Source organism: Halobacteriovorax sp. YZS-3-1, from assembly GCF_047084945.1.
GTDB lineage: Bacteria > Bdellovibrionota > Bacteriovoracia > Bacteriovoracales > Bacteriovoracaceae > Halobacteriovorax_A > Halobacteriovorax_A vibrionivorans.
In genome coordinates this window covers 69,966-94,496 of record NZ_JBKIYI010000001.1, presented here as the reverse complement: position 1 = coordinate 94,496, position 24,531 = coordinate 69,966, and the positions used below count along the sequence as shown (strand labels likewise).

At 33.1% G+C, this 24,531-nt stretch carries 20 protein-coding genes; all 20 read left to right on the top strand.

What is annotated here, in order from left to right:
- Positions 1–37 precede the first annotated feature (37 nt).
- The 20 genes from ACMAZI_RS00475 to lon all read left to right on the top strand — a co-directional run bounded on the left by ACMAZI_RS00475 (position 38) and on the right by lon (position 24,512).
- Positions 38–895, top strand: coding sequence for an ABC transporter ATP-binding protein (locus tag ACMAZI_RS00475; protein WP_412473991.1), 858 nt, complete (start codon positions 38–40; stop codon positions 893–895).
- Positions 892–1,659, top strand: coding sequence for an ABC transporter permease (locus ACMAZI_RS00470; protein ID WP_412473992.1), 768 nt, complete (start codon positions 892–894; stop codon positions 1,657–1,659). Before ACMAZI_RS00475 ends, ACMAZI_RS00470 begins: the two co-directional genes overlap by 4 nt.
- Positions 1,659–2,432 carry a prepilin peptidase gene (locus tag ACMAZI_RS00465; protein ID WP_412473993.1) on the top strand — a complete coding sequence of 258 codons (774 nt, stop codon included), beginning with the start codon at positions 1,659–1,661 and terminating at the stop codon, positions 2,430–2,432. The genes ACMAZI_RS00470 and ACMAZI_RS00465 overlap by 1 nt, the downstream gene beginning before the upstream one ends.
- A gap of 63 nt (positions 2,433–2,495) precedes the next feature.
- Positions 2,496–3,668, top strand: a complete 1,173-nt coding sequence (gene pilM, locus ACMAZI_RS00460) for a type IV pilus assembly protein PilM (protein ID WP_412473994.1) — start codon at positions 2,496–2,498, stop codon at positions 3,666–3,668.
- On the top strand, positions 3,665–4,297 hold the full coding sequence (locus ACMAZI_RS00455; protein ID WP_412473995.1) for a PilN domain-containing protein: 633 nt from the start codon (positions 3,665–3,667) through the stop codon (positions 4,295–4,297). The genes pilM and ACMAZI_RS00455 overlap by 4 nt, the downstream gene beginning before the upstream one ends.
- A complete protein-coding gene (gene pilO, locus ACMAZI_RS00450) occupies positions 4,297–4,953 on the top strand; it encodes a type 4a pilus biogenesis protein PilO (protein ID WP_412473996.1) in 657 nt (218 codons plus the stop codon). The genes ACMAZI_RS00455 and pilO overlap by 1 nt, the downstream gene beginning before the upstream one ends.
- Positions 4,946–5,392, top strand: a complete 447-nt coding sequence (locus ACMAZI_RS00445; RefSeq protein WP_412473997.1) for a hypothetical protein — start codon at positions 4,946–4,948, stop codon at positions 5,390–5,392. Before pilO ends, ACMAZI_RS00445 begins: the two co-directional genes overlap by 8 nt.
- Positions 5,393–5,460: 68 nt before the next feature.
- Positions 5,461–7,266 carry a type IV pilus secretin PilQ gene (gene pilQ, locus ACMAZI_RS00440; RefSeq protein WP_412473998.1) on the top strand — a complete coding sequence of 602 codons (1,806 nt, stop codon included), beginning with the start codon at positions 5,461–5,463 and terminating at the stop codon, positions 7,264–7,266.
- On the top strand, positions 7,267–8,127 hold the full coding sequence (locus tag ACMAZI_RS00435) for a tetratricopeptide repeat protein (protein ID WP_114706142.1): 861 nt from the start codon (positions 7,267–7,269) through the stop codon (positions 8,125–8,127).
- Positions 8,120–8,554 (top strand): type II 3-dehydroquinate dehydratase, encoded by a 435-nt coding sequence (locus ACMAZI_RS00430; protein ID WP_412473999.1) that lies wholly within the window; start codon positions 8,120–8,122, stop codon positions 8,552–8,554. Before ACMAZI_RS00435 ends, ACMAZI_RS00430 begins: the two co-directional genes overlap by 8 nt.
- Positions 8,555–8,563: 9 nt before the next feature.
- Positions 8,564–9,136, top strand: a complete 573-nt coding sequence (gene efp / locus ACMAZI_RS00425; RefSeq protein WP_114706144.1) for an elongation factor P — start codon at positions 8,564–8,566, stop codon at positions 9,134–9,136.
- Positions 9,137–9,281: 145 nt separating this feature from the next.
- Positions 9,282–10,187, top strand: coding sequence for a hypothetical protein (locus ACMAZI_RS00420; protein WP_412475101.1), 906 nt, complete (start codon positions 9,282–9,284; stop codon positions 10,185–10,187).
- Positions 10,187–14,137 (top strand): translocation/assembly module TamB domain-containing protein, encoded by a 3,951-nt coding sequence (locus tag ACMAZI_RS00415; RefSeq protein ID WP_412474001.1) that lies wholly within the window; start codon positions 10,187–10,189, stop codon positions 14,135–14,137. Before ACMAZI_RS00420 ends, ACMAZI_RS00415 begins: the two co-directional genes overlap by 1 nt.
- Positions 14,125–16,974 carry a POTRA domain-containing protein gene (locus tag ACMAZI_RS00410; RefSeq protein ID WP_412474002.1) on the top strand — a complete coding sequence of 950 codons (2,850 nt, stop codon included), beginning with the start codon at positions 14,125–14,127 and terminating at the stop codon, positions 16,972–16,974. Before ACMAZI_RS00415 ends, ACMAZI_RS00410 begins: the two co-directional genes overlap by 13 nt.
- A gap of 238 nt (positions 16,975–17,212) precedes the next feature.
- Positions 17,213–17,650 carry a 50S ribosomal protein L13 gene (gene rplM / locus ACMAZI_RS00405; protein WP_114706148.1) on the top strand — a complete coding sequence of 146 codons (438 nt, stop codon included), beginning with the start codon at positions 17,213–17,215 and terminating at the stop codon, positions 17,648–17,650.
- A gap of 15 nt (positions 17,651–17,665) precedes the next feature.
- Positions 17,666–18,067: a 30S ribosomal protein S9 gene (gene rpsI, locus ACMAZI_RS00400; RefSeq protein WP_114706149.1), complete on the top strand. Its 402-nt coding sequence runs from the start codon at positions 17,666–17,668 to the stop codon at positions 18,065–18,067.
- Positions 18,068–18,181: 114 nt separating this feature from the next.
- Positions 18,182–20,728: a hypothetical protein gene (locus tag ACMAZI_RS00395; RefSeq protein WP_412474003.1), complete on the top strand. Its 2,547-nt coding sequence runs from the start codon at positions 18,182–18,184 to the stop codon at positions 20,726–20,728.
- Positions 20,729–20,767: 39 nt separating this feature from the next.
- The gene (locus ACMAZI_RS00390; RefSeq protein WP_114706151.1) at positions 20,768–21,451 is read left to right on the top strand and encodes a hypothetical protein; all 684 of its coding nucleotides are present in this window, start codon (positions 20,768–20,770) and stop codon (positions 21,449–21,451) included.
- 73 nt (positions 21,452–21,524) lie between these two features.
- Entirely contained in the window at positions 21,525–22,010 is a 486-nt protein-coding gene (locus ACMAZI_RS00385; RefSeq protein WP_114706152.1) for a hypothetical protein, read from the top strand.
- Positions 22,011–22,025: 15 nt separating this feature from the next.
- Entirely contained in the window at positions 22,026–24,512 is a 2,487-nt protein-coding gene (gene lon / locus ACMAZI_RS00380; RefSeq protein ID WP_120404050.1) for an endopeptidase La, read from the top strand.
- Positions 24,513–24,531 lie beyond the last annotated feature (19 nt).

Here is a 24,531-nt window from a genome sequence, read left to right as displayed (position 1 = left end):
GATTATACTATGAATATTGAATTAATAAAGGGGGCTTATGCTTACTTGTAAAAATATTTCTAAATCATTTAAGAAAGATTTTTGGTCGAAAGACTTTGTTGCAATAAGAGATGCTAGCTTCTCACTGAAGTCAGGAAGAATCGTTGGGTTTCTTGGTGCAAATGGTGCAGGTAAAACAACCCTTATTAAAATAATCCTAGGATTTATTAAACCAGATACTGGAAGTGTTGAGGTTTTAGGGATCGACTGGAATGATGAAAGCATAAGGAAGTTGATAGGTTATATGCCGGAGAGACCTTTTTATTATCAAAATTTAACTGGCCATGAGTTTCTTGACTATTGTGGAAAGCTTCAAGGGGTATCAGAAGAGAAGATTAAAAAAAATACTAAGAAGTGGGCAAGTAAACTTGAAATAGAATTTGCGCTAGATCGTAAAATTAAGGGGTACTCCAAAGGAATGTTACAACGTTTAGGTTTTGTTTCTGCTCTAATTCATGAACCAAGACTAATTATTTTAGATGAGCCTTTATCTGGATTAGACCCTATCGGTCGTAAGGAGTTTAAAGAAGTTATAAGAGATGTTAACGCACATGGCGTTGGAGTGTTTTTTTCATCCCATATTGTCTCTGATGTCCAAGAAGTTTGTGATGATGTTGTTGTACTTGAAAATGGTGAAATTATTTACAATGGAAGTATTCAAGATCTAATAGAAAAGAATACTGACAGCATTTATAATTTAACATACCGTCTCGAAGGACAAATTCACAATATCGAAATAGAAACAAATTCTAAAGAATTTAGATTGAAGAGTATTTTAGAAAAAGGTGGCGAGGTTATAAAGTTAGAGAAAAACTTATCGTCACTTGAAGAAATTGTATATCGGTTAAACAAATGAAGAATATATTAACAATCGCAAAATTTACTTTCAAAGATGTCATACAAAGTCGTGTTCTCTATATTACAGCTTGGATAAGTCTGTTGATTTTAGTTCTCAATTATGTGACATCAGAATTCTCGTATGGAAACGTTCTTAGAGTATCAATTGATTTTGGGTTAGGAGGAGCGGCATTCGCTTCAAATATACTGGCCGTGTTCATAGGAGTTAATGTTCTATCACAGGAAATTGAATCACGTACTATTTATATAGCTCTTTCAAGACCAATATCGCGTATACAGTTTTTACTGGGGAAGATTTTAGGTGTTACAAGTGTTCTTTCTCTGAGTACTTTAATTATATTCGGTATATCGACAATCGTTTATTTATCTCGAGGGGGTACGATAAGTTCTATTATTCTTAATGCACTTGTATTGGGGGTTATAGAATCTGTTTTACTATTTTTAATCGTGTTGTTTTTTAGTTTGATTACTAGTCGAGCATTAAGTGTAATTAATACAATCGTAATATACTTTATTGGCCATGCAGTAACTCATATATCCGAATTAACATTTGTTAAAAATAGGGAAGGTTTATTATATATCATAAATGCTTATAAAACCTTTTTACCTGATTTGAATCTTTTAAACCTTAAGCCTTTCGTATTTAATAGTGATTTAATCTCTACGGAGCAGGTTATTCATAGTTATTCATATGGTTTTTCATATATTTTAATTCTTTCATTTATAAATGCGATAATATTCAAAAACAAAGAGTTAACTTAATGATTCTCTTGTATAAAGTTTATGCTTTTATTTTTGGTGCAATGGTTGGAAGTTTCCTTAATGTGCTTATTTTAAGATTGCCTAAAGGTGAGAAATTCTTCGTTGATCGCTCAAGATGTCCAAAATGTGGATTTCAGTTAAAGTGGTATCATAATATTCCAATCATAAGTTACATTTTACTGAGAGGTAAGTGTGCAAGCTGTAAATCAAGGATAAGTTTACAGTATCCAGTCATAGAGTTATTAACAGCTGTGATTTCTTTGTTGCTTTTTGGAAATGAAATTTCACTCCATACAATTACATCCTATTTATTCTTTTTTACTATAGCTTGTTGCCTGTTAGTTCATTTTGTAATTGATATCAGACATCAGATTTTACCTGATTCAATCAATATCTATTTGGGTGTAATTTTCTTTATACATGCCATATTTTTCTTTCCCATTCAGCATTGGCTTCTTGGAGGAGTAATAGGTTTTGCAATACCTTACTTAATTACTTTTATATTTTACAAGTTAAGAGGTGTTGTCGGCCTTGGAGGTGGTGATATCAAGCTATTTGGGGTATTAGGAATTTATCTAGGTCCTTTGGGAATCATTCACAATATGTTATTTGCCTGTGTTTCTGGAAGTGTACTAATGCTACCTCTTTTAATCTTTAAAATTATTAAAAGAGACCAAGCGATTGCTTTTGGCCCATTTATAATTCTTGTTGCAGTGATACAAATATTCCTTCCGCACATTTTTGAAATGATGCTGAGGGTCGTACTCTTTTAAATAACTTCTTGAAATGACTGGACTGTGCAGAGTATAATAAAATAATACTTTTATAGGTCATGGATGAATAAAAATATAGAGATACAGGATGTTATATTCAAAATACGCGAGGCGGTCGGTTTAGTTCCAAAGGAATTAATAGGTGTCGATATTGGTCAAAGTTCAGTTAAGGTAAGTAAAATTACGACAAAGAACGATACTTATACCTTAACTAAATACGCATCAGTCCCTCTTCCTGAAGCAACGATTATTGAAGATGAAATTCAAGATGAAGAAGCATTAAAAGATGCTTTAAGTGAAGCATTTGCAGAAGCAAATATCACTGAGCCATATATCTGTCTCGGCCTATCTGGTCCTAATACAGTTATTAAAAAGCTTCAGCTTGCCGGGGGCGAGGATGAAGAGCTAGAAGATCAAGTTACATGGGAAGCAGAGCAATATCTACCTTTTCCTGTCGAAGAATGTAATATTGATTGGTACGTAATCGGTGAGAATAGAGGTGGTGGTTTAGATGTAATTGTCTGCGCCATAAAAAAAGATGTACTTGAATCATTTCGTTCCATTTTAACCTCTTTAGGTAAAGTCGTTAAAGTTGTCGATCTATGTCCTCTTGCAATTACTAATATTTTTGAACTAGCAGGTGAAGAAGCGGTAGAAAACGATGATGAACTTGAGGATGAAGAATCTGAAGTCTTTGAAGGAACGTCTGCAGGGACTTCAACCAAAATTTTAATACCCTCGAGACTTCTTATCGATATCGGTTCACAGGCGACCATATTCACTGTTCTAAAAAAAGGTGTACCGGTCTTTGTGAAGGAGATTATTCTTGGTGGAGCTAGTATCACTGAGGAGATTCAGAGACAATTAGGTGTAAAATTTGCTGAAGCGGAAGACTTGAAAAAGATGTCTGCTGGGGGCGGTGTCCCTGATGATGTCTTAATGATTATTAATGAAATTAATACATCGATAGTAAATGAACTAAAAAAAGCACATGATTTCTATATAAATGCTACCTCAGACGATTCCTTGAGAGATATTACCGTTACTGGTGGTTCTGTGAGACTTCCAAACTTGTTAGAGGAGATAAGAACTTCTTTTGGAGTTGATGTAAATGTTTTAAATCCTTTCAATGAAATTGAATTTGACGAAAGTAAGTTCTCTGATGAAGAGTTAACTGATATGGCACATGAAGGTGTCGTTGCATTTGGTTTAGCGATAAGGGAGTTTCCTAGATGATAGAAATTAACTTATTGGAAAAAAAGAAACCTCTTGAATTACCTGTTGTATTAGGAATTGATCTTAATCAAGTTAATAAGAAGTCTTTGATTATTGGATATGTAATTTATTTTGTTTTAACTAGTTATGTTATTCCTAGTTTTAAAGAGGAAAACCAAGATGTAAGGGATAAAATTCAACGAGTTAGAACACAATATAATAAAATAAAAAAACAAGTAGACTCTTATGGCTCACTTAATGAAGTTATGAATGCGTTTACGAAAAGAATTGAAGAACTAAAATCTCGAGAAGACCTTGTCGCCAAAGTAATGTCAAAAAAATCAAATCCATATAAAGTCCTAAGGGGGCTTTCAAATGCTCTCAATGATGATATTTGGTTTAATATGCTTACGATAAATAAAGATAGGGTTATTAGAATTGAGGGTGAGTCTATATCGTTTTCTTCTGTTGGTGATTTCGTTAATAACGTTAAAGAACTAGAGTATTTTATATCAAGAGGTAATTATAGTGGCGAGACCTTTGGTATGAAAGAGCTCAAAGAAATACAGGATGAGTTGTATGGAGAAAAAGTCACTCTACAAAGTTTTACCATAGAGGGTAAAATTCAGTCATATGGAGAATTGAATTAATGCTATCCATAGTTAATAAACTATATTTACTCTTTGTTGTATATGGATTATTTCTTACGTATGAAGCATATAATGAAGTCCAATTGGAGAGAGAATCTCTAGAGAATCAGGTGAGCAGCTTTGAAGTTCGTCTTAATAAGAAGAAAAAAGAACTTAAAAAGCTTAAGGAATATGAAAAAGACGTTGAAAGAAAAAAAGAAGAAATTGAAATAGTTGCCCAGAAATTAGAAGAGACACAAAAGAAGCTACCGAGAGATATTAGTGATAATGAAAGTATAAATCTAATAAAGAGATTAGGTGAATCTTTAAAAATAAAAGAATCACAAATCATTCCAAGTGGCCAGGAGGAAAATGGCTTTTACATTACTAAGTTTTATACATTTTCAGGAAAGGGAACATATTTACAATTTCTTTTGTTACTTGAGAATATTTCAAAGCAGGAAAGGATTCTAAATGTTAGAGATATAAGCTTAAGTAAAATCTCAAAAATTAATAAGTCTAGATATGAAATTATTAACCTTTCTGCAACGATTGAAAGTTATATCTATAACTCTAATCATAGAGAGAGTCGTGGTATCGAAGAGATAGAGAAAAAGATTATAGAGAACTCTAAAAACGAGACTAGTAAAAAAAGAAGAAGGAAAAAAGATGATTAAATATATAATTACTTCTATATTTATAGTTTTGTCTTTTTCTGAGTCATTTGGGCAAGCTTTAGATCTAAATAATGCAAAAAATATTAGGGACCCTTTTAAAGTTAAGTATCGAAGGAAATTTGGAAGCAAGAGAGAGCGTCGTGAAAAGTTTAAAGGCTTTTCTAATAAATTAAATACTAGTAATTTAAGAATAGATCAAATTCGAGTTACTGGTATTTATATGGGAAAGAACCCACGAGCTTTAATTCAAGAAGTTGGTGACAATAATAACGGTGATAATAAAAACGATGTGGTAGTTATTAGAGAAGGGATGAAGATAGGTCCAGATCAGGTAGAGGTTAAGGCAATCTTACCTGGTGGTATAGTATTAGTTGAGAAAATCATTAATGTATATGACGAGGAAGAGTACTTAGAAACGATACTACCACTATCAGATTGATAAAACTTTCCAAAAATAAGATTTATGATAAGATAATGATATAACTATTTTACTTAGGATGAGTAAAAATGAAGAAAATAATCTATGCAGTTCTATTTTTGTTTTCGTTTTGTGCTTTCAGTGCAAGCTTAGATAAAATTGATTTTCAACAAAAAAATGATCTTAGTTATTTAAATTTTAGCTTTGATAGTGACGACTTTAAAATAAACAAATTTAAAATTGTTAAAGACAAGCAAGTTGTTATAGATATCGAGAATGCTACTTCAATAGATCGTGTCTTAAGGGCTTTTGATACTTCTGAATTTTCTGGAAGCGTCGTTTTTGTATCGGCTTTTAAGCAACCAGGAAATAGAGATCGAATTAGAGTAATAGTACAACTTAGAGACAATGTCAGGTCTAAATTACAAACTTCAGGAAAGAATGCTAGCATTATCTTTGAAAATCGATATGGTGCATTTGCAAGTGTTTCAGGGGATGATGATCGTGTTGTGGGTGTCGAAGAAATAGAAAAGAAAGAATCTGTAAAGGTGTTGAAGCCAAAATCAACAAGTCTTGAAGATATATTAGAGAACTTAACTCTTTCTGGTCAAAAGAAATATGTTGGTAATAAAATCACTTTGAATGTTAAAGACATGCAGGTTAATTCTATTTTAGATTTAATTGCAGATGCTTCAGGTTTTAATATCATCATGACAAATGAAGTTGCTGAGCTCAAGCCACTGTCTCTTAATCTTGTGAATGTTCCTTGGGATCAAGCCTTAGATACCGTTCTTTCAATTAATAAATTAGTTGCTGAAAAAAATGGAGCAATCTTAACGATCAAAACGTTATCACAGGCAACAGAAGAGAAGAGAAGAGAAAGAGAAGCAAGTCAAATAAAGGAAGTTGCTGAACCTCTTGTAACTAAAATATTACCAATTTCTTACTCAAAGGCTAAGGATCTAACTAGTTTACTGAAAGACTATATTACAGAGAATAGGGGTTCGATAATCGCTGATGATAGAACAAATAATTTAATCATTACTGATACACTTGAGACAACAGAAAAAATTGCAAAAATTGTCAATATACTAGATCGTCAAACACCTCAAGTGTTGATTGAATCCAAAATTGTTGAAGTAAATGAAGGCTATCAAAAACAGATTGGTCTTCAAAATGGACTCAACTTTGGTTATGACCCTGTCGGACAAGTCCCTCAAGCAACAGAGTTAACTGGAACGGCCAGTAACGTTGCAATATCTGGACCTGGGCTGAGCTTTTCTAGTGCACCAGCATCAGGTACAAATGCTAGAAATTTATTGGGATTAAGTATATCAAGGTTTGGAAGGTTATTTAATCTTGATTTTCAATTACAGCTACTAGAAAGTGAATCAAAAGGTAAGATTATCGCTTCTCCACGTGTAGTAGCCAAAAACAATGTTAAAGCAGAGATTATTTCATCTGAAACTACATCGTTTGAAGAAAGGACTGGAGCAGGAGAAGACTTATCAATTACATTTAAAGAAACAACAGCTGAATTAAGTTTAGCAGTTACACCTCAAGTCTCAAATGATGGTGCAATTGATCTTACTGTTGAGTTATCGAAAGAGCAATTCGGAACGGCCCCTGCAGCGGGAGCACCGCCTGATAAGGCTAAAAGAGAAGTAAAGACAAACGTACTTGTTGAAAATGGATCAACGATTGTATTGGGTGGTCTCTATAGCTATACAAAAATTGAAACTCATTCAGGTGTACCCTATTTAAAAGATATGCCAATTGTTGGCTGGCTATTTAGAACTCCTTATAATCCACAAATTTCAAAAACAGAGCTTGTTATATTCATGACTCCTCGTGTAATTAATCAGGATCGTGCAGGACTTACAAGTAGTTTATAAATGAAAAACTATAAAACTCTTATAACAAAATATAAAACTCAATTAGATAAAGACCCTCGTTCGAGGGCCTTTGCTCCTCTTGCTGAAATCTATCGAAAAGTTGGAATGACTGATGAAGCATTACGAATCTTAAAAAGAGGAATTTCTTTTCATCCTAATTTCGGTGCAGCGATTATTATTTATGGTCAAATCCTACTTGAAGAAAATGAACTCGAAGAAGCTTATACAACACTAAAGCCTCAGTTGAATCTTAATGGTGACAACTTAAAGTTCTTAAAAACTTTTGCACAAGTTTGTTTTCGTAGAAATTTCATTCTTGAAGCTTTAAATACCTATAAGCGCGTTCTATTTATCTCTCCAAGAGATGAGGAAGCTAGTGAATTTGTTTCAAAATATGACAACTTTGATAGTTTAGAAGAAGAGGATCTTACTCAGCAGACTTTTGATATTTCCAATCTCGATAATGAGATCGAAAGCTGGAATACTTTAAGTCTTGTACCTAAAGAAGAGCCAGAAGTTGAAGAAGTTATTGAGGAAGTACAAGAAACAAATACACCTCAATTCTTTAGCCACACTTTAGTTGATTTGTACTTGAAACAAGGTGCAAAACAAAAAGCAATTGAAGTTTTAAGTTCAGCACTTCAAGAAAATCCAGATGACCAAAAAATCAAGATGCGACTTGATGAGCTTCAGCATGAAAACGATGCTAGCACTGGCCATGATAGTTTAATGGCCGCTTTTGAAGCAAGTGCGAAAAAATTAGAAAGTAAGCCAAAGCAAGAGTTAGATAAACTCACAATGGCCTTTGATCTTTTTGATTCATATATCAAAAAAAGAAGTAGTGAAGTATTAAATGGATAAGTTTTTAGTAATAAATGGACCTAATCTGAACCTTCTCGGATCTAGAGAACCTGATATATATGGTAAGTATAGTCTTTCAGAAATTGAAGACTTAACTAATAAGAGACTTGAAAATGCTGGCCACAAGGTTGATGTCGAATGGTTTCAGAGTAATGGTGAAAAAGAGATTATTGAAAAAATCCAAGTAGCATCAAATGCTTCATACAAAGCAGTAATCATTAATCCAGCTGCTTTTTCTCATACAAGTATCGCAATCTTAGACGCGTTGCGCGTTCTCTCGTGCCCGGTTGTTGAAGTACATTTGTCTAATACTAATCAACGAGAGGAGTTTAGAAGTAATAAAATTACTGCAAAATCCTCAACAGCTGTGATAGAAGGTTTAAAAGAAAAAGGTTATTTTCTCGCTATTTTATCTCAACTAATTTAAAGGGTTTTTATGGAGTATCAAACTACTGATTTTAGAAAAGGTTTAAAAATGGAAATCGATGGCAAACCATATGTTTGCATCAAGTGTGATTTCACAAATCCAGGTAAAGGTTCAGCTTTTTATAAGTTAAGAATTAAGAATCTTGAAACTGGTGCAGTAATTGAGAGAACTTTCAAATCAGGTGTTGCTACTGGAGCACTAAAGCCAGATCTAGATGAAAAAGAAGTAGAATATCTTTATGCAGATCCAGATGGATTCAATTTCATGGATCAATCTACATATGAAACGATTCATGTAGCTAGTGAATATATCGATGATTCCGCTAATTATTTACAAGAAGGTATTAAAGTAGGACTACTTTATTATAAAGGTAAGCCTATTTCTGTTGAATTACCGAATTTTGTTGAATTAAAAGTTACAGAAACAGACCCTGGTCTTAAAGGTGATACAGCTCAAGGTGGACTTAAAAAGGCCGTTATGGAAACAGGTCTTCAAGTAAATGTACCTCTGTTTATCAAAGAAGGAGAGATCCTAAAAATTGATACGAGAAGCGGAGATTACGTGGAAAGAGTAAACAAATAATTTTCTTATAAAGGGTCATTTTTATGGCCCTTTTTTCTTTGATTTCCCCCCATTTTAAAAGGTAAAAAGTACGCTTAATATTATTAAATTTTATAATTTGATATAATAATTTTAGGTAGTTAGTAAAACTTTTGGCCGAGGTAGAGTGTCTAAATTAACGGAATTTCACATTCAATTGAATGAGAGTCTTCTATTGAAAAATTCGATTGAATTCAATTCATGGATCGATTCAATTTTAAAAAACTATAAAAAGATTCCAATAGAAGAATTCAATATCTATAAGAATTTTTACTTAAAGAGTTTAGTTGAAATTATTTATGCAAATCAATTAGGTAAACTACATCGTTTAGATAAGTTACAAGAGAAATTATTCCATAAACTATTTAATCAAAAAAAAGTTAATCGTCTCATTGAGTTAAAAGAATTATTTCAAAGGCTTGGTATTTCAACTACTGTTGAACTAGAGAGTTTGATAAATAGTTTAACCTTTTTAAAATTTGATAATGAAGACAGATTAAGTACTTCAATTAATACTGCAATTTCAAATCCTGAAGTATATTTAAAATTTGAAAATATTAGAAAGACTCTTGTGGACAAGGTCGAACTACTTGATCCTTTAAACTTCATTGAAAATATCTTCAAAGTTATTCCAGTGATCTTTGAATCTAATGAGTGGAAGGATTTATTTTATAATTATGCACTTAATACTAATGACCAAGAGTTTGTAGACTCATTCAATTCAATTTTAGAAGATCACGAAGTTTATAAGAAGATAACGAAAAAAGAAAATAATACAAAGAAATCAACAACAGAAGTGAATATACATATGGATTCTTCTGATAAAGACAAGAAAGACTTTCTTGGAAGTATTGCCACTCTTCGTGAGAAATTGGTTGAAGGATGTGAAACCAAGCAGGAATATGTAAATACACTCTATGAGATTTCGTATAATTATAAAAAAATTGGTGCATTTGAAAGGTCTTACTTCTTTGCCGTAATCGTTAACCGTCTCCATCCTGGTTATCGTAATGTAGGAGATCTTCTAAAATAATGAAAGTAATGAATAAATTCCTCATTGTCTTTACCATTGTTTTCACAATTATTGGTGTCGGTGCTTGGAATTTTATTCAGTCTCAATATGTTTCCACTATCTTGAGTGAGTATATAAATAATAATCTAATCTCTAATGAAAATATCCAGTTGAAATTCTCAAAGGTTTCAGGGGGCTTCTTTCCTCCGAGAACAATACTAAACAATGTAAATCTAGTCGTTAAAGATGAAGTTGAGATACAGGTTAAGGATGTGTCAGCTGTTTTTTCTATTATGAGTTTATTCTCATCTGAGATTAAGTTTAGTCGTGTGTCTTTTGATGATGGGTATATTGTTTTAAATCAAATTAATACAGAAAAAGAAAATGACGAAAAAGATGACATTGGCCATTTTGAAAGATTGACTCAGATTACTAAGAAGCTTCCGTTTCAAATCAATCAAGTACAAATTATGAACTCTGATTTTTATCTTGAACAAGCTGATGTGAATATTCCAATAAGCTTTCTTTCAATAAGTCCTTATGAGAGCAGCTTTGATATTGTTCTTGATATTGAGCGATTTTATTGGAACGGCCTTGCTGTCGATAACCTTTTTCTTGATGCCGAGATTGTTGAAGAAAGTATTAGGCTAAGGAATGCATACGTATTTGTTAAGGACTCAAAAATTACTGGTACAGGTAAGTATGAATTTAAATCGCGAAAGATAGATGCAGATATTGAATATCGTGTAAACTTTGACAGTTTCTATTCTTTACTTAAAAAACATAATCTAAATCTTAATGGGCTAATTGAAGGAAAGGCAGACCTAACGGGTGATTTAAGTCTTGAAGGGCTATACGTCAACGGTAGTGTCGTTGGTGACAACATTAGCTCTGATTACGCTATTGCTGAGAAAGTAAATACGTATTTCACTTATCATAATAAATCTCTTGTGCTTAGAAAGTTAAAAGGTTCAGTGAATAAAGGAACATTCAAGTTATTAAATGATCTCACCTTAGATTTTAAATCAAAGAAAGTTGTAGCAACAAATACAAGTGTTGAATTAAGTAATCTTCATCTCAACGATATTCTATATTTTTTAGGTGATGATCTGGAAATGTTAAAAGGTCGAATTAACGGCGTTGTAAATTTAAAGATGAATGGTAGTGGCGACTTATTTATTACAGCAGATTCTTTAAGGCGCTTAAGTTTTACTAATCTTTCATTGAGGCCATCGAATACAAATATTCTTAATATGAAAGAAGGGAAAATTAATTCTTTATCAATTATTATTGATAATCGTTTTGCAATAGAAATTGATGCAAATATTAATAAATCGCACCTCATAGCGAATGGAACTATTAAAGGAAAAGCTGTCGACTTTAATGTTGAGGGACGAGGCCTTGAATTATCAGACCTCGGTGGTGAGGTCGGCGCAATTGGTAGTGGCCGCGGTGATATTGATATAAGAATAAGCGGTAAAGACGAAGTCTTTATTGATGTCACATCTAAAGATGTTAATAACCTTAAAGTATATGACTATTTATTTGAAGGAGCATCAAGTGTTAAAGCTCGTTATTCAATAAATAGCAATAAGATATTCATTGATAGTATTTCAAATAATGTCAGTGGAAAAACTGATTTAATGGGCTTTGTCGATATTCCAAAAGAGTTACTTAATCTTGATTTGAAGTTTACAGAATTAGATATTGCTACTTCTAAAAGAAGATTAGATCCAATCTGGAAAGATATAAAACTATATGTAGAACCATTTGCTGGAATTTTTAATGGTAATGCAAATATCAGTGGTAGCTTCAATAATATTAAAACTACTGCAAATCTAACTTCTTCAAAAGTGAGCTTATATAACGAAGCAATGGATAATTTCGCGATAGAAATAGCCGTTGATAAAAATCAAATTGATGTTAAAAACTTATTCCTAAAGAAAGGGGTATCGAGTTTGTCATCTGATTTTGCCTATCGTTATGATAAAGGTTTTGATCGAGTCAATCTTGTAACTACTCCTATTAAGTTAAATGACTTCTTCAGATATAGAGATATCGGTCTAGGATATAATGGCTATTTTTCAATTAATTTAAATGCCAAAAGAGGTAAGAACTTTAAAGGGAATGGATCGGCATATTTAACTAGAACTAAAATTGGTAACGAGGAGATTGGATCTTCAGAGCTGGAATTTAAATTCACAGATAGTGTTATTGATTTTGATTCTCAGTTTTTAAATGGAGAAATTGATCTAGAAGGAATATTAGACCTTAGTAAACAATACCCTAAAGTTGATCTTAACTACGACGTCGATATTCCAAATTTAAGAACTTTTCTAAGTGTTATTTCTGAACATAATGCATTTAACAATCAACTAAATGGTTTTATGCAAATGGCCGGTCAAATTTCATACGACTTCAACTCTGATATGCCAGTTAGTGCAACTTCTATAATTAATCAATTTCATCTGAATAATTACGGAAGAGATCTTACCTTAAGAAGACCGACGCAAATTGAAATTGAACAATCAGAAATTAAAAAGTTAAACTTTCTACTAGAAGGTTCGGGGGGACGCTACTATGTCACAGGAACAGGTAACGTTGACAGTCGATTTGAACTTATACAAGAACTTGATATAAATTTAAGCTATTTAACATTACTCACAAGTGAGATTGAGCGAATACTAGGTAATATTAAAGGAAGGGGTATTATTTATGGTAATCGAAGAAATTACGATATCTCTCATTCTTTTTCTACTTCTGGATTTGGACTAAAGTTAAAATCCATCCCATTAGAGATAGCCAATGCAAATGGTATCGGTGCATATCGTGATAAGAAGATCCTAATAAATTCATTAAGTGGTGAATTAGGTTCAGGACGATTTGATCTTTCAGGTTATATTAAGGCGAATTTCCCGTTCCCTGAAGTTTATTTAAACGCTGACTATAGTGATGTTGGTTATCAAGTTGAATCTCGATCTCTCATAAATACAGACGGAAAGTTAAGCTTTTCAGGTAAAAGTTTTCCATACCTTGTTAAGGGAGATGTATTTGTAAACGGTGGTCTTGTTGAAAATGAGTTCAATGACTTTAAATCCACATCTGAATATAACAAAAGCTTAAATAAGTATATTACCCAAACAAAGAGGGGTATTCCCGACTTGATTAACTTAGATATCGATCTAAAGATCAAAGAAACTGTGCGTGTACGTAATCGACTTGCTGACCTTTTAGTTGCAGGTGATCTTTCCATAAAAGGACAATTCAATAATCCTGAAATGCAAGGACAGCTAATTATAGTTCCTGGAGTCAGTAAGTTTAAATTTAGAGGTAATGACTTTATCCTATCGGAAGGCGTAGTCTATTTTACAAGACAAGAAAATCTCGATCCAATAACTTTAAATCTTTTGGCAAACTCTACAATTGGACAATATGATATTGAAATGGGAATTACCGGTTCTGTCGAGGATATTTCAATTAACCTAGAGTCTAATCCATATTTAACTCGCGATAATATATTCTCTCTTCTCACTTTAGGAGTAACTTCAGACTTTTCGAAGAACTTAGAGGACAGTCAACGAACTAACTTAACAACGATTGGTATTGGAACCTTCTTAGTGGATCAATTAAATATTAATGAAGGACTTGACTCTGCTCTTGGATTAAAACTTAGTGTTCTTCCTGAATTTTCTGAAAGCTCTGATAGCCCGATTGAGGAAGCTACAAAGTCTGAACAATCTGTTAAAACTGCTACTAAGTTACAGATTACTAAAAAGGTTAACGAAAATATTGACTTAAAGTTTTCAAATACCTTTGATAGTGAGAATACAAGACAGTCTATTAATGTTGATTATAGTATAAGTGATAAGCTTTCGATTGAAGGTATTTTTGAAAGTGAAGATGATACAAATAATAAAGAAAGGACAGATGGTTCAGCTGGAGCCGATATAAAATATAAATGGTCATTTTAAAATTATTCATATTCACATTGTTTTGTTTTAGCACTTTTGCTGCTAAGACGATTCATATTGACAATGTCGATGTCGATTGTACTGGTCGCGAGGAATGTCTATTTATTATTGAAAGCTTCAAGAAATACGAAGGTAAAGACTTAACTCGTTCGGAGATTGAGTCAGCGGTACGTTTTGAATTGAGTAAGCCATATTATAAGTCTTTCTTTTATGAAATAAAAAATAGCAATCTGAAAATTGTCGCAGTGACTAAGCCTAAAATATCTAAACTAAACGTTGTTGGAACTGATTCCGTCCTTAATCGTCGTATAAAAAATGAATTTACACTAAAAGAAGGTGATTACTACGATGCTATTAAAGTCGAAGAAGGACTTGAAAAAATTGGTGAGTCGTTCTTTAAGAAAGATGCAAAAGTTGGAACAGTTAAAACTAAACTTACAGAAGATGGGTTAAATTTAGAAATTAATTTAAATAAGAGTGGAATAAGGCTTTTAGAAATAATTAGTCTTGAGGGGATTGATGGTGCAAATCTTGATCAAGCTAAAAAGTTTTGGAATAGGATTAAAGGATCCTCTCTCGACTTCACAAATTATAAGAAGATGTTACAGGAGTACCGAAACCTTTTAATCACTGAAGGCTTTTGGTTATCAAATGTAAAAGAAGAATTACATGTCTTAAATACTGGAAACTATAAATTAGTTTTTAAAATAAAATTAGGTCATCGTTTTGGGATTAGTTTTTATAATAATAAACGCTTAAGTCACAACGAACTTTTTAATCATGTTAAGAAGTATATTCAGAATAACAAAGGCCGATTTGATGACATTTCATTGAATCGACACTTAGTTAATTTTTATCGTGAGAATGGATACTATTATGCTAAATCTCAAATTAACGAAGCTAGAGGTAAGGACAGATTTGGTAATAGTGTTATAAACTTTTACATTACAATAGATGAAGGCCGAAAAGTTGAAATAGCTAAAGTTAATTTCACTGGCAATAATTTTAAAAGTCTCGATGAATTAGAAAAAGCTTATTCTGAGAGCAATTCTGATTTATTAAAAGCCGATTATTTACATGAGAAAGGTCTTGAAGATGCTTCTGAAAAAATTAAAGAGATCTATGTTAAAGATGGGTTTATATTTGTAAATATTGAAAAACCTAAAATTGACTTCATTGATGGTGGTGATTCGGCCATTGTGTCCTTTTCAATTTCTGAGTCAGCACAATATAGACTGAGTAAAATAAATATTGAAGGTGTTGATGATAAAGAAGCAGTCTATTTTATCAAGGATGCACTTAAAAATAAGATAGGAAAACCATTTAATGTTGTTCATATCGATGAGGATCTCAAAGCTGCAATTAATACACTAAAAAGTCGAGGGTTTTATTTCAGCTCATATTTAGAAAAGCGTCCTAAGAAGATTGTGACCGTAAATTCCGCTACTAATGAGATTGAGCTTAACTTAAAGTTCTCACTTGGAGTTAAAACATATCTTGGAAATGTTATCGTTACAGGTAATTCGAAGACAAAGGATGTTGTCGTTAGAAGAGAGCTACCTCTTAAAAGAGGGGATCTCGTCACACCAAGGGCGATGAATGAGTTTGTTAATCGCTTAAGAGAGCTTGGCCTATTTTCAAATGTTAATATCTCATCATTTGTTGGTGAAGAAGTTTCGGAAAGTGAAAAGTATTTAAATTTTGTTATAAAAGTTACTGAAAAGGACTTTGGACAAGCAGAAATTGCTCCTGGCTTCCGAACAGATCTCGGTTTTAAATTTTCGACAATGATTGCCTACAATAATATCCAAGGGATGAATCGATCTGTTATTTTCAAAGCACAAACAAACTGGAGAACAGATTTTGACTATTTAGATGAGAGAAGGTTTGATGAGTCAAAGAAGTTACTTGAGGGACTCGTGCAGTTTCAATTCATCGAACCATATCTCTTCTATGATTGGCTGGGCTCCAAACTAACTTTTAAAACAACAGTTAAGTTTGAAAGAAAGCGCTATTCAGATTTTGATGCCGATATTTACAGTATTGCCCCTCAACTTTATAAGCAATTCTCTGATGTGCTCTCTACTAGTCTCACATACGAGTTTGATAATGTTAGGCAATTTGATGCCACAGATGAGATTGATGAAGATAAGTACTATATTGGGGCCATAAGACCTGAAGTCACTCTAGACTTTAGAGATAACTCATCAATGCCTAGAAAAGGTTCTTGGTTTAACTTCTCATGGGAGTTTGCAAATCCGTATCTTGGCTCTCAAAAAGAAAATGATCTAACAATCAACTATAATAAGGCGGTTATTAGAAATTATAATTATATTCCATTGGGTGATATTACTCTAGCGACATCAATTACCCTTGGATATGAACATAACTTTTCAGATGATCTTATTACTGATGATAGTGGAAATATAATTATCGATGCTGATGGTAAGCCACAAACTTCAGGTTATATTCCACCTTTAAAAGTTTTTAGACTAATTGGACGAGACTTTCTGAGAGGATATAGTGATTTTGAAAGTGGACGATTATCAGATAATTCTTATATTACAGATACCACTGTAAGAGGTAATGCTTATTTATTTAATTTTAGAGTAGAGCCTCGTTATTATCTTGGTGACTATTCTGCTATTGCTATCTTCTTTGACGCAGGTCGCGTTTTTGTTGATAAAATAGATGAATTTGAATTATTAAAATCTGTTGGCCTAAGTTTCAAATTATTCACCCCAATTGGTTCACTAGATTTTGATTACGGTGTTAAATTAGATCGAATCGGTGGAGATTCATTTGGCCGTTTTCACATAACAATTGGCCAATTCTAGCCATTCATTTAAAATCAGTAACTTATAGCCGAAGAAAATATTACGCATGGCCAAAAAAAATAACATTTACCCATTGTATTATTGGTCTAAATTGTTTAATATCTGCCGAAACCCGTTACCCCACAAACAACGGAATTATGGGCCTTTATAGGTCCTAAGTGTTGTAAACAAATCATTTTATTCTGATGATGCGTTTACGTTTTATTGATTTTTAACATTATTAAAGTGGAAGGTTACTATGTACACTGAGAAATCATTTGTGTTAAAGCCAGCAGATGCTGACAAAAAATGGCACTTAATTGATGCTACTGATAAGGTAGTTGGACGTTTAGCAACTGAAATCGCTAATGTATTAAGAGGGAAGAACTCACCGAAGTACACTCCTCATACAGATTCTGGTGATTTTGTTGTTGTTATCAACGCAGAAAAAGTTAAATTTACTGGGAATAAGTGGAACGATAAAGTTTACTACAGACATACAGGTTATGCTGGTGGACTTAGAGAAAGAACTGCTAAAGAGCAACTTGAAAGAAAACCAGAAGCGATTCTTATGAACGCTGTTAAAGGTATGCTTCCAAAGAACTCACTTGGTAGAAAACAACTAACAAAACTTAAGGTTTTTGCTGGATCTGAGCACGCACATAGCGCTCAAAACCCAGTAGAATACAAATTCTAGTAAGAGGTTATTATTATGGCTAAAGGAAAAACTTGGGATTCACAAGCAGTTGGTAGAAGAAAATCTTCAGTTGCTAGAGTTTATATGGCTGCAGGGACTGGTAAAGTTGTTGTTAATAATAGAGATATCAAAGAGTACTTCACAAAAGGTACTGACAGATATGTTGTTAATCAACCACTAAACCTACTTAAACTTGCAGATAAGTATGATGTTAAAATTAACGTAACTGGTGGTGGAACTACTGGTCAAGCCGGTGCTGTTCGTCTTGGTATTGCAAGAGCAATCCTTAAGATTGATGCAGAGCTTAGAGGCGAGCTTAAATCAGCAGGATTTCTTACAAGAGATCCAAGAAAAGTTGAAAGACAAAAAGCTGGTCAGAAAGGTGCAAGAGCAAAGTACCAATTCTCGAAGCGTTAAGATTTATCTTACAAATTTTCGAATATACAGAAGGCCCTCTTATTCAGAGGGCCTTTCTTTTTTATAGTTAACTGTATAATATTCAAAAAGAACTCAAATATGCTATAAGTCCATATGGCAAAATCAATTAAACTCAAAGGTGTACGTACAAATAATCTTAAAAATATAGATGTCGAGTTTCCTATTAATAAGATTACTTGTGTATCAGGTGTTTCTGGCTCAGGAAAATCATCACTTGTATTCAATACGCTGGCCAATGAGTCTAAAAGACGATTTTTAAATTCAATGCCATCTTCAATGAACTTTTTTGAAAGAGTTCCAACAAGTGCTGAAGTCGATTTAATTGAGCCAGTATTGCCAGTGTGGAGTCTTGCTCAAAATAATCCTATCGTGGGTTCAAGACTCAACTTGGCCGATCAACTTGAAATCAGCTACGAACTAGCACAACTATATTTTGATCAACAATCTTCAAAGTGTTTAATTCATAATGAAGAATTTATTGATGGGCTAGATTTAGCAATACGAGAGATTGAATCAATAATTTCAGATAAGACAAAAGTCTTACATATCCTTATCGGTAAGGATCATTATCAAGAATGTATATCAGGAATGCCTGCTAGAAGTTTTAATTCTAATGAGCAGTTAATTCGTGAATTTAATGAAGAGGATGCCCAATGGGAAATCTTTCGTCTTAAGCCCAATAAAATATCGAATTTTAAAAAGAAATGGCTTGAGCTTATTAAGAACTCGGCAGTTATGCAATTAAGTGTATACTTCACTGGAGATGATCAATTACATCACTTCAGCTTAAACGCAAAAGAGTTTTGCCCAAAATGTGATGAAGAGGGATTACAGAGTGCAAGACAGATTAGTGATCTCCTTCCTTACAACGGAATAGGGGCCTGTACTGAATGTAAGGGCTATGGATCTACACTAAGTTATGATGTTAATAAAATTGTAAAGTATCCCAAAAAGAAGATAAAAGACGGTGCAATTACTTTCTTAGATTATTCTAAATATAGTGCCTACTACAAGACTTTTATAACTGAAATAAAGAAGCTTGGTGTTAGTGATAATGAACGTTATTGTGATGTAAGTGATCAGGTTGAAGATCTTCTTCTAAATGGTGGTGGAAGATTCTATGGCGTTCTAAACTTTCTTTATGCTTTAGAGGAAAAACGTTATAAGCGATCTGCTAGAATTTTTCTTCGAAAGATGCAAAGTGAAAAAGTCTGTCATATTTGTTATGGGAGAAGACTTTCTCAAAGTGCAATGGCCCACTGTGGACAAGTTGAGAATATATCTACTTATGGTGATTTATTATCTCTTACAGTCGAGGGATTATTAATCGAATTAAAACATCTTGATGAAAATAATATTATTAAAAAAGTTAAAGATAAATTGGCCGTTGCAGTTGAATTAGGTCTGGGGGATTTTCCCTTAATGACAAAATTAAAGTCATTAGAAACAAGTGAATATCAAAAATCATTACTCGTTCGTTACTTAAGTTTTAAAGGAAGTGGTTCTTTATTTGTACTTGACGAGCCGAGTCTTGGGATGACTATTGAAGAACAAAAAGTTCTCTTAAAATATCTAAAAAATCTTTCAAGAAATAATACTGTAGTAATGGTTGAACATAGTACTTATTTACAAAATGGAAGTGATAAGACGATTCATATTGGTCCAGGAGCAGGGCACCTTGGCGGTGAAGTTGTAGAGATTAAAGGTAAATCAAAGAAACAAAAAGAATTAATCTTAAAGAAGACGAAACCGAGTGGAAAGCTTACTTTTAAAGATATTGAGTTTGAGGACAAAAAGTATAAAAAGATAGAATTCAAATTAGGCACAATCAATCAGGTTTTAACGAATGTTGAATCTTTCGATAAAAGACTAATTATAAATGCACTATTTAATGAATTAAACGAAGAGTTATTTAAAGAAAAATATAATTTTGAGACTGATTATGAGATCGGTTCAATTGATATCACAAATGAAGTTCAAGATATTCATATCTATGAAACTCGAATTGAAAAATCTACAAGTCGCTCAACGGTAGGAACGACATTAGATTTAACTGGTAATGTTCGAAACTATTTCACTAAACTTCCTGTTTCAAAGTCCTTAGGTCTAGAAAAAGGGCATTTTTCTAAGAATTCTAAACTTGGTCAATGTAGTGTTTGTGAAGGAAAAGGTGTTCAAGAGATTGATATGCAATATCTTGAAGATGTGAGCTTTCCTTGTGATGAGTGTGGTGGAACTGGTTTAAAGAAGTTTTACGCCTCAATTACAGATGGTAAATATACAATCATTGAAGCGAGTGAAACTCCTGTATCAACTTTATTTGAGACAATACCAGCTACACCAAAAATAAAAAGAACACTTGGTTATTTGAAATTACTAAATCTTGATTATCTAACATTAGATCGAACAATACCCTCGCTATCAGGTGGTGAACGTTTAAGAGTGAAGCTATTAAAGGCCATTGATAAGAAGGTTAGTGATTCGATTATCGTACTAACAAATATTTCATATGGTTTATCAATGAATGAGCTAACTTCTATTTGTGAACTTCTTCAAGGACTTACAGATCAAGGAAATACATTAATTATTTTAGATAACCACGAAATCTTCAGTAATTTCAACCAGATAAAGCTTGATTAAAAGGTTAAAGTATTAGGCTTAATAACCGATAAGATTGGTATGATAAAGGCCTTTGTGACTCTATTTCTTACTATCTTTTCTCTGACATCATATGGTGCAGAGTTATTTGAAATTCCTTTAAGTAAACAACTATCTGAATCAAATGCCATTATCATGGGCGTTTATCAAGATAGCTACGTGAAAAAGCTAAATAATGGAAAAATTGTTACCAATGTCACATTCAAGCTTGAAAAGTCTGTTGGGCTTGGAAATAGAAAACAATTGAGTAAGAATTCTTTTAATTTTGTCTACAATGGTGGCCAGTGGCAAGGAATCAACTATCCAAATGAAAATATGCCTCGATTTGTAAAAGGTCGTCGTTATATAGTTCTTCTCGTAAAAGGTGAGCAAGAGTTCTATCCTTTTTATGATCGCCTCGGTGTCTATACTGTCATAGGGCGAGAAGGTGAGGAAGAGGTTGTCTCACAGGCGTTTCCAGCAAATGATACATTTGGTGCAAACTCTTTAAGCACCTTCAGTTTATGGGTAAGTACAGTCTTTGGAGAGAGTTTAGAAGGGCTTGGTTCTGATAAGGATATTTATAAGAATAAAAAGTCAGGCCGTCGAATCGCCTCAATCAATGAAGAGAAATCAAAGAATACCGCATATAAAATTCCTGTATATTGGCTTGTTATTATTTTTGGATTGCTTGGTGCAGCACACTTAAGAAAAACAAAAGCCTAATTCTGAAATTTACTATTCTTTTTTCACGACCAATTTAGTAAAATTTTAAGTAGTTATCCCATGGAAGGTAAATATGATGAATATTTTAAAAGTACTTTTACTAATTTCAATTTTTTCAATCTCAAACACGGCAAACTCACAAGACCTATTAAATGAGAGAATTCGAAAAATTCCAGAAAAGAAGAGATCAATCTTCTTTAAGAAAGGAATTTTCCATTCAACAAATAGCAATACGAGTTCTGTTCTAAAATCAATTAGACATGGAAATGGTTCAAGTCGAGGTTATGAAAGACTTGTGTTTGATTTTAAGACGAAAGAGGCTCCTCGTGTATATGGTTACAAGAGTGAGAAAGAAAATAAAATCTATATTGATTTCTTTAAAACTAAACTAGATAAGAAAGTTGGCTCTTTTGGAACATCTAAGCTTGTTAAGAAAGTTGATTTCTACCCAGTAGGAGATGATACTCTTTCAGCAGAGCTCGTTATTAGTGGCCAACATTCAATTGATGTATTTACCTTAACTAATCCAGGTCGTCTGGTTATTGATATTAAAAAATAAATGGTGTGAAAAAATATGAATGAATACGAAGAATATAATGTACAAATAAAAGACTCTTCAGGAGAGGAAAAGTTTCCAGAAGATGTTGTGATTATCCCAATTATGAATAGTCCAATCTTTCCTGGAATGATTGCACCGATTATTTTAACAGAAGATAAATTCACTGCAGAGTTAGATGAGTATCTTATTAAAAGTGGATATCTTGCTCTAAACCTTGTTAAGAATGATCTTAAAAATGATGATGGCGAAATAGATCCAACAATTCAGGATGAAATTGATACTCGTGAAATTACTTCAAAGGACATCTATAAAGTAGGTGTGCTTTGTAAGGTTGTTAAGCGATTAAAACTTCCTGATGGTTCTGTTAATGTCCTGGTTCATGGTATCAAACGCTATCGTGCTTCAGATATTTATGAAGAGTCACCATTACTTAGAGCTAAGTATGAAGTCTTTGATGACATCTTAGAAGAGGATGAGGAACTTGATGCATATACTCGTTCTATCATTAATCAGGTAAAGAAACTTAGTGAAGTAAATGCTTACTTCAATGAAGAAATGAAGTTAGCAATGATTAACTCATCTTCACCGGGGGCGCTTGCTGACCTCGTTGCATTTGCCTTATCTCTTGATATTCCTGAAGCTCAAGACTTTTTAGAAACTCTGGTTGTTAAGAAACGTTTTGGTAAGTTACTTGTTTATTTAAAACGTGAGAAAGATGTTGCAGATATTCAAAAGAAAATCTCTGATGAAGTTAACGACAAAGTTAATAAGTATCAACGAGAGTATTTCCTAAGAGAGCAGCTAAAAGTAATTAAGGCGGAGCTAGGTCTTGAAGAAGATGATAAAGCACGTGATATTAGTAAACTTAAAGAGAGAATAATCGAAGCAAAGCTTCCTGAAGATGTACTAAAGTCTGTTAATGAAGAGATTGAAAGATTAGAGGTTATTCCTGATTCATCTCCAGAATATAACGTAACTCGTACATATTTAAATTGGATTGTTGATTTACCATGGTCAAAGTCGACAAATGACCATGTGGATATGCCAAAGGCCCAAAAGATTCTTGAAAAAGATCACTATGGACTAGAAAAAGCGAAAGAAAGAATCATGGAGTTCTTAGCTGTTCGTAAGCTTAAGCCTCAATTTGATGGTACTATTCTGTGCTTAGCAGGTCCTCCTGGTGTTGGTAAAACATCAATGGGAAGAAGTATTGCAGAATCATTAGGACGTAAGTTTTATCGCTTCTCTTTAGGTGGTATGCGTGATGAAGCAGAAATTAAGGGACATAGACGTACATACGTTGGTGCAATGCCTGGTCGTTTAATTCAAGCGATGAAGCGTGTCGAAGTGAATAATCCTGTTATTATGCTAGATGAGATCGATAAGCTTGGACAATCATTCCAAGGTGATCCAGCGTCAGCTCTTTTAGAAGTTCTAGACCCTGAGCAGAACCATACATTCATTGATCATTACTTAGATGTGCCTTTTGATTTATCAAAGGTTTTATTTATCGCTACTGCAAATTATATCGGTGATATCCCTGAGCCATTATTGGATCGTATGGAAATCATTGAGCTTAGTGGTTATACAATGGAAGAGAAGCTCTCCATTGCAACTAAGTGGGTAATTCCAAAGCAGATCAAGAAACATGGACTTGAGAAGAAAGATATCAACTTAAGTAAAGCAACATTGAAGAAGGTTATTGAAGATTATGCCCGCGAGCCTGGTGTTCGTGTTATGGAGCAAATGGTTGCTAAACTTTGTCGACGTGCAGCTTTAGAAAAAGTAAATGCAAAGAGAAAGAAGGTATTTGCACCTAAGCCAGCTGAACTTGAAGATATTTTAGGAACAGCAAGATATCAGAGTGAAAAGGCCCTAAAGAAATTATCTCCAGGTATGACGACTGGACTTGCGTGGACAGGTTATGGTGGTGATATTCTTTATATTGAAACACTTTCTTTAAATGGAAAAGGTTTCAAGTTAACAGGCCAGCTTGGTGATGTTATGAATGAGTCTGCTAACCTAGCTTATAGTTATGTTAAACAACTTCTTCAAAATGAAATGGATGAATTTTTTAAGATGAAGCCTAAGAGAAAGGCATCCGATGAAAATGAAGAAGAGTTAGAAGACTTTTTATCTGAAAGAGAAGTTCACCTACACTTACCTGCCGGTGCAACACCAAAAGATGGACCAAGTGCTGGTATAACAATGGCCTTAGCTCTTTATACACTTGCTCATAATGTGAAAGTGAAAAGTAACTTGGCCATGACTGGAGAGTTATCTCTTACTGGTAAAGTACTTCCAGTTGGTGGGATTAAAGAAAAAGTTCTTGCTGCAAAAAGAGCAGGGATTACAAATATTATTTTACCAATTGATAATGAAAAGGATTTAAAAGAAGTTCCTGAAAGACATAGAAAAGGAATGAAGTTTTATCCAGTAGCGCACTTTGATGAAGTATTGAAGATCGCACTCCCAAAATTTAAACCTAAGTTTAAGAAATAAAAAAAGCCTCTCGCATGAG

Excerpts from the sequence above, each read along its gene's own strand:
- ACMAZI_RS00445 (WP_412473997.1), top strand. The coding sequence starts at position 4,946 with ATGATTAAATATATAATTACTTCTATATTTATAGTTTTGTCTTTTTCT.
- ACMAZI_RS00435 (WP_114706142.1), top strand. The coding sequence starts at position 7,267 with ATGAAAAACTATAAAACTCTTATAACAAAATATAAAACTCAATTAGAT.
- ACMAZI_RS00455 (WP_412473995.1), top strand. The coding sequence starts at position 3,665 with ATGATAGAAATTAACTTATTGGAAAAAAAGAAACCTCTTGAATTACCT.
- efp (WP_114706144.1), top strand. The coding sequence starts at position 8,564 with ATGGAGTATCAAACTACTGATTTTAGAAAAGGTTTAAAAATGGAAATC.
- ACMAZI_RS00385 (WP_114706152.1), top strand. The coding sequence starts at position 21,525 with ATGATGAATATTTTAAAAGTACTTTTACTAATTTCAATTTTTTCAATC.
- ACMAZI_RS00410 (WP_412474002.1), top strand. The coding sequence starts at position 14,125 with ATGGTCATTTTAAAATTATTCATATTCACATTGTTTTGTTTTAGCACT.
- ACMAZI_RS00415 (WP_412474001.1), top strand. The coding sequence starts at position 10,187 with ATGAAAGTAATGAATAAATTCCTCATTGTCTTTACCATTGTTTTCACA.
- pilQ (WP_412473998.1), top strand. The coding sequence starts at position 5,461 with ATGAAGAAAATAATCTATGCAGTTCTATTTTTGTTTTCGTTTTGTGCT.
- ACMAZI_RS00390 (WP_114706151.1), top strand. The coding sequence starts at position 20,768 with ATGATAAAGGCCTTTGTGACTCTATTTCTTACTATCTTTTCTCTGACA.
- ACMAZI_RS00470 (WP_412473992.1), top strand. The coding sequence starts at position 892 with ATGAAGAATATATTAACAATCGCAAAATTTACTTTCAAAGATGTCATA.
- ACMAZI_RS00395 (WP_412474003.1), top strand. The coding sequence starts at position 18,182 with ATGGCAAAATCAATTAAACTCAAAGGTGTACGTACAAATAATCTTAAA.
- rplM (WP_114706148.1), top strand. The coding sequence starts at position 17,213 with ATGTACACTGAGAAATCATTTGTGTTAAAGCCAGCAGATGCTGACAAA.
- ACMAZI_RS00475 (WP_412473991.1), top strand. The coding sequence starts at position 38 with ATGCTTACTTGTAAAAATATTTCTAAATCATTTAAGAAAGATTTTTGG.
- ACMAZI_RS00465 (WP_412473993.1), top strand. The coding sequence starts at position 1,659 with ATGATTCTCTTGTATAAAGTTTATGCTTTTATTTTTGGTGCAATGGTT.
- ACMAZI_RS00430 (WP_412473999.1), top strand. The coding sequence starts at position 8,120 with ATGGATAAGTTTTTAGTAATAAATGGACCTAATCTGAACCTTCTCGGA.
- lon (WP_120404050.1), top strand. The coding sequence starts at position 22,026 with ATGAATGAATACGAAGAATATAATGTACAAATAAAAGACTCTTCAGGA.
- rpsI (WP_114706149.1), top strand. The coding sequence starts at position 17,666 with ATGGCTAAAGGAAAAACTTGGGATTCACAAGCAGTTGGTAGAAGAAAA.
- pilO (WP_412473996.1), top strand. The coding sequence starts at position 4,297 with ATGCTATCCATAGTTAATAAACTATATTTACTCTTTGTTGTATATGGA.
- pilM (WP_412473994.1), top strand. The coding sequence starts at position 2,496 with ATGAATAAAAATATAGAGATACAGGATGTTATATTCAAAATACGCGAG.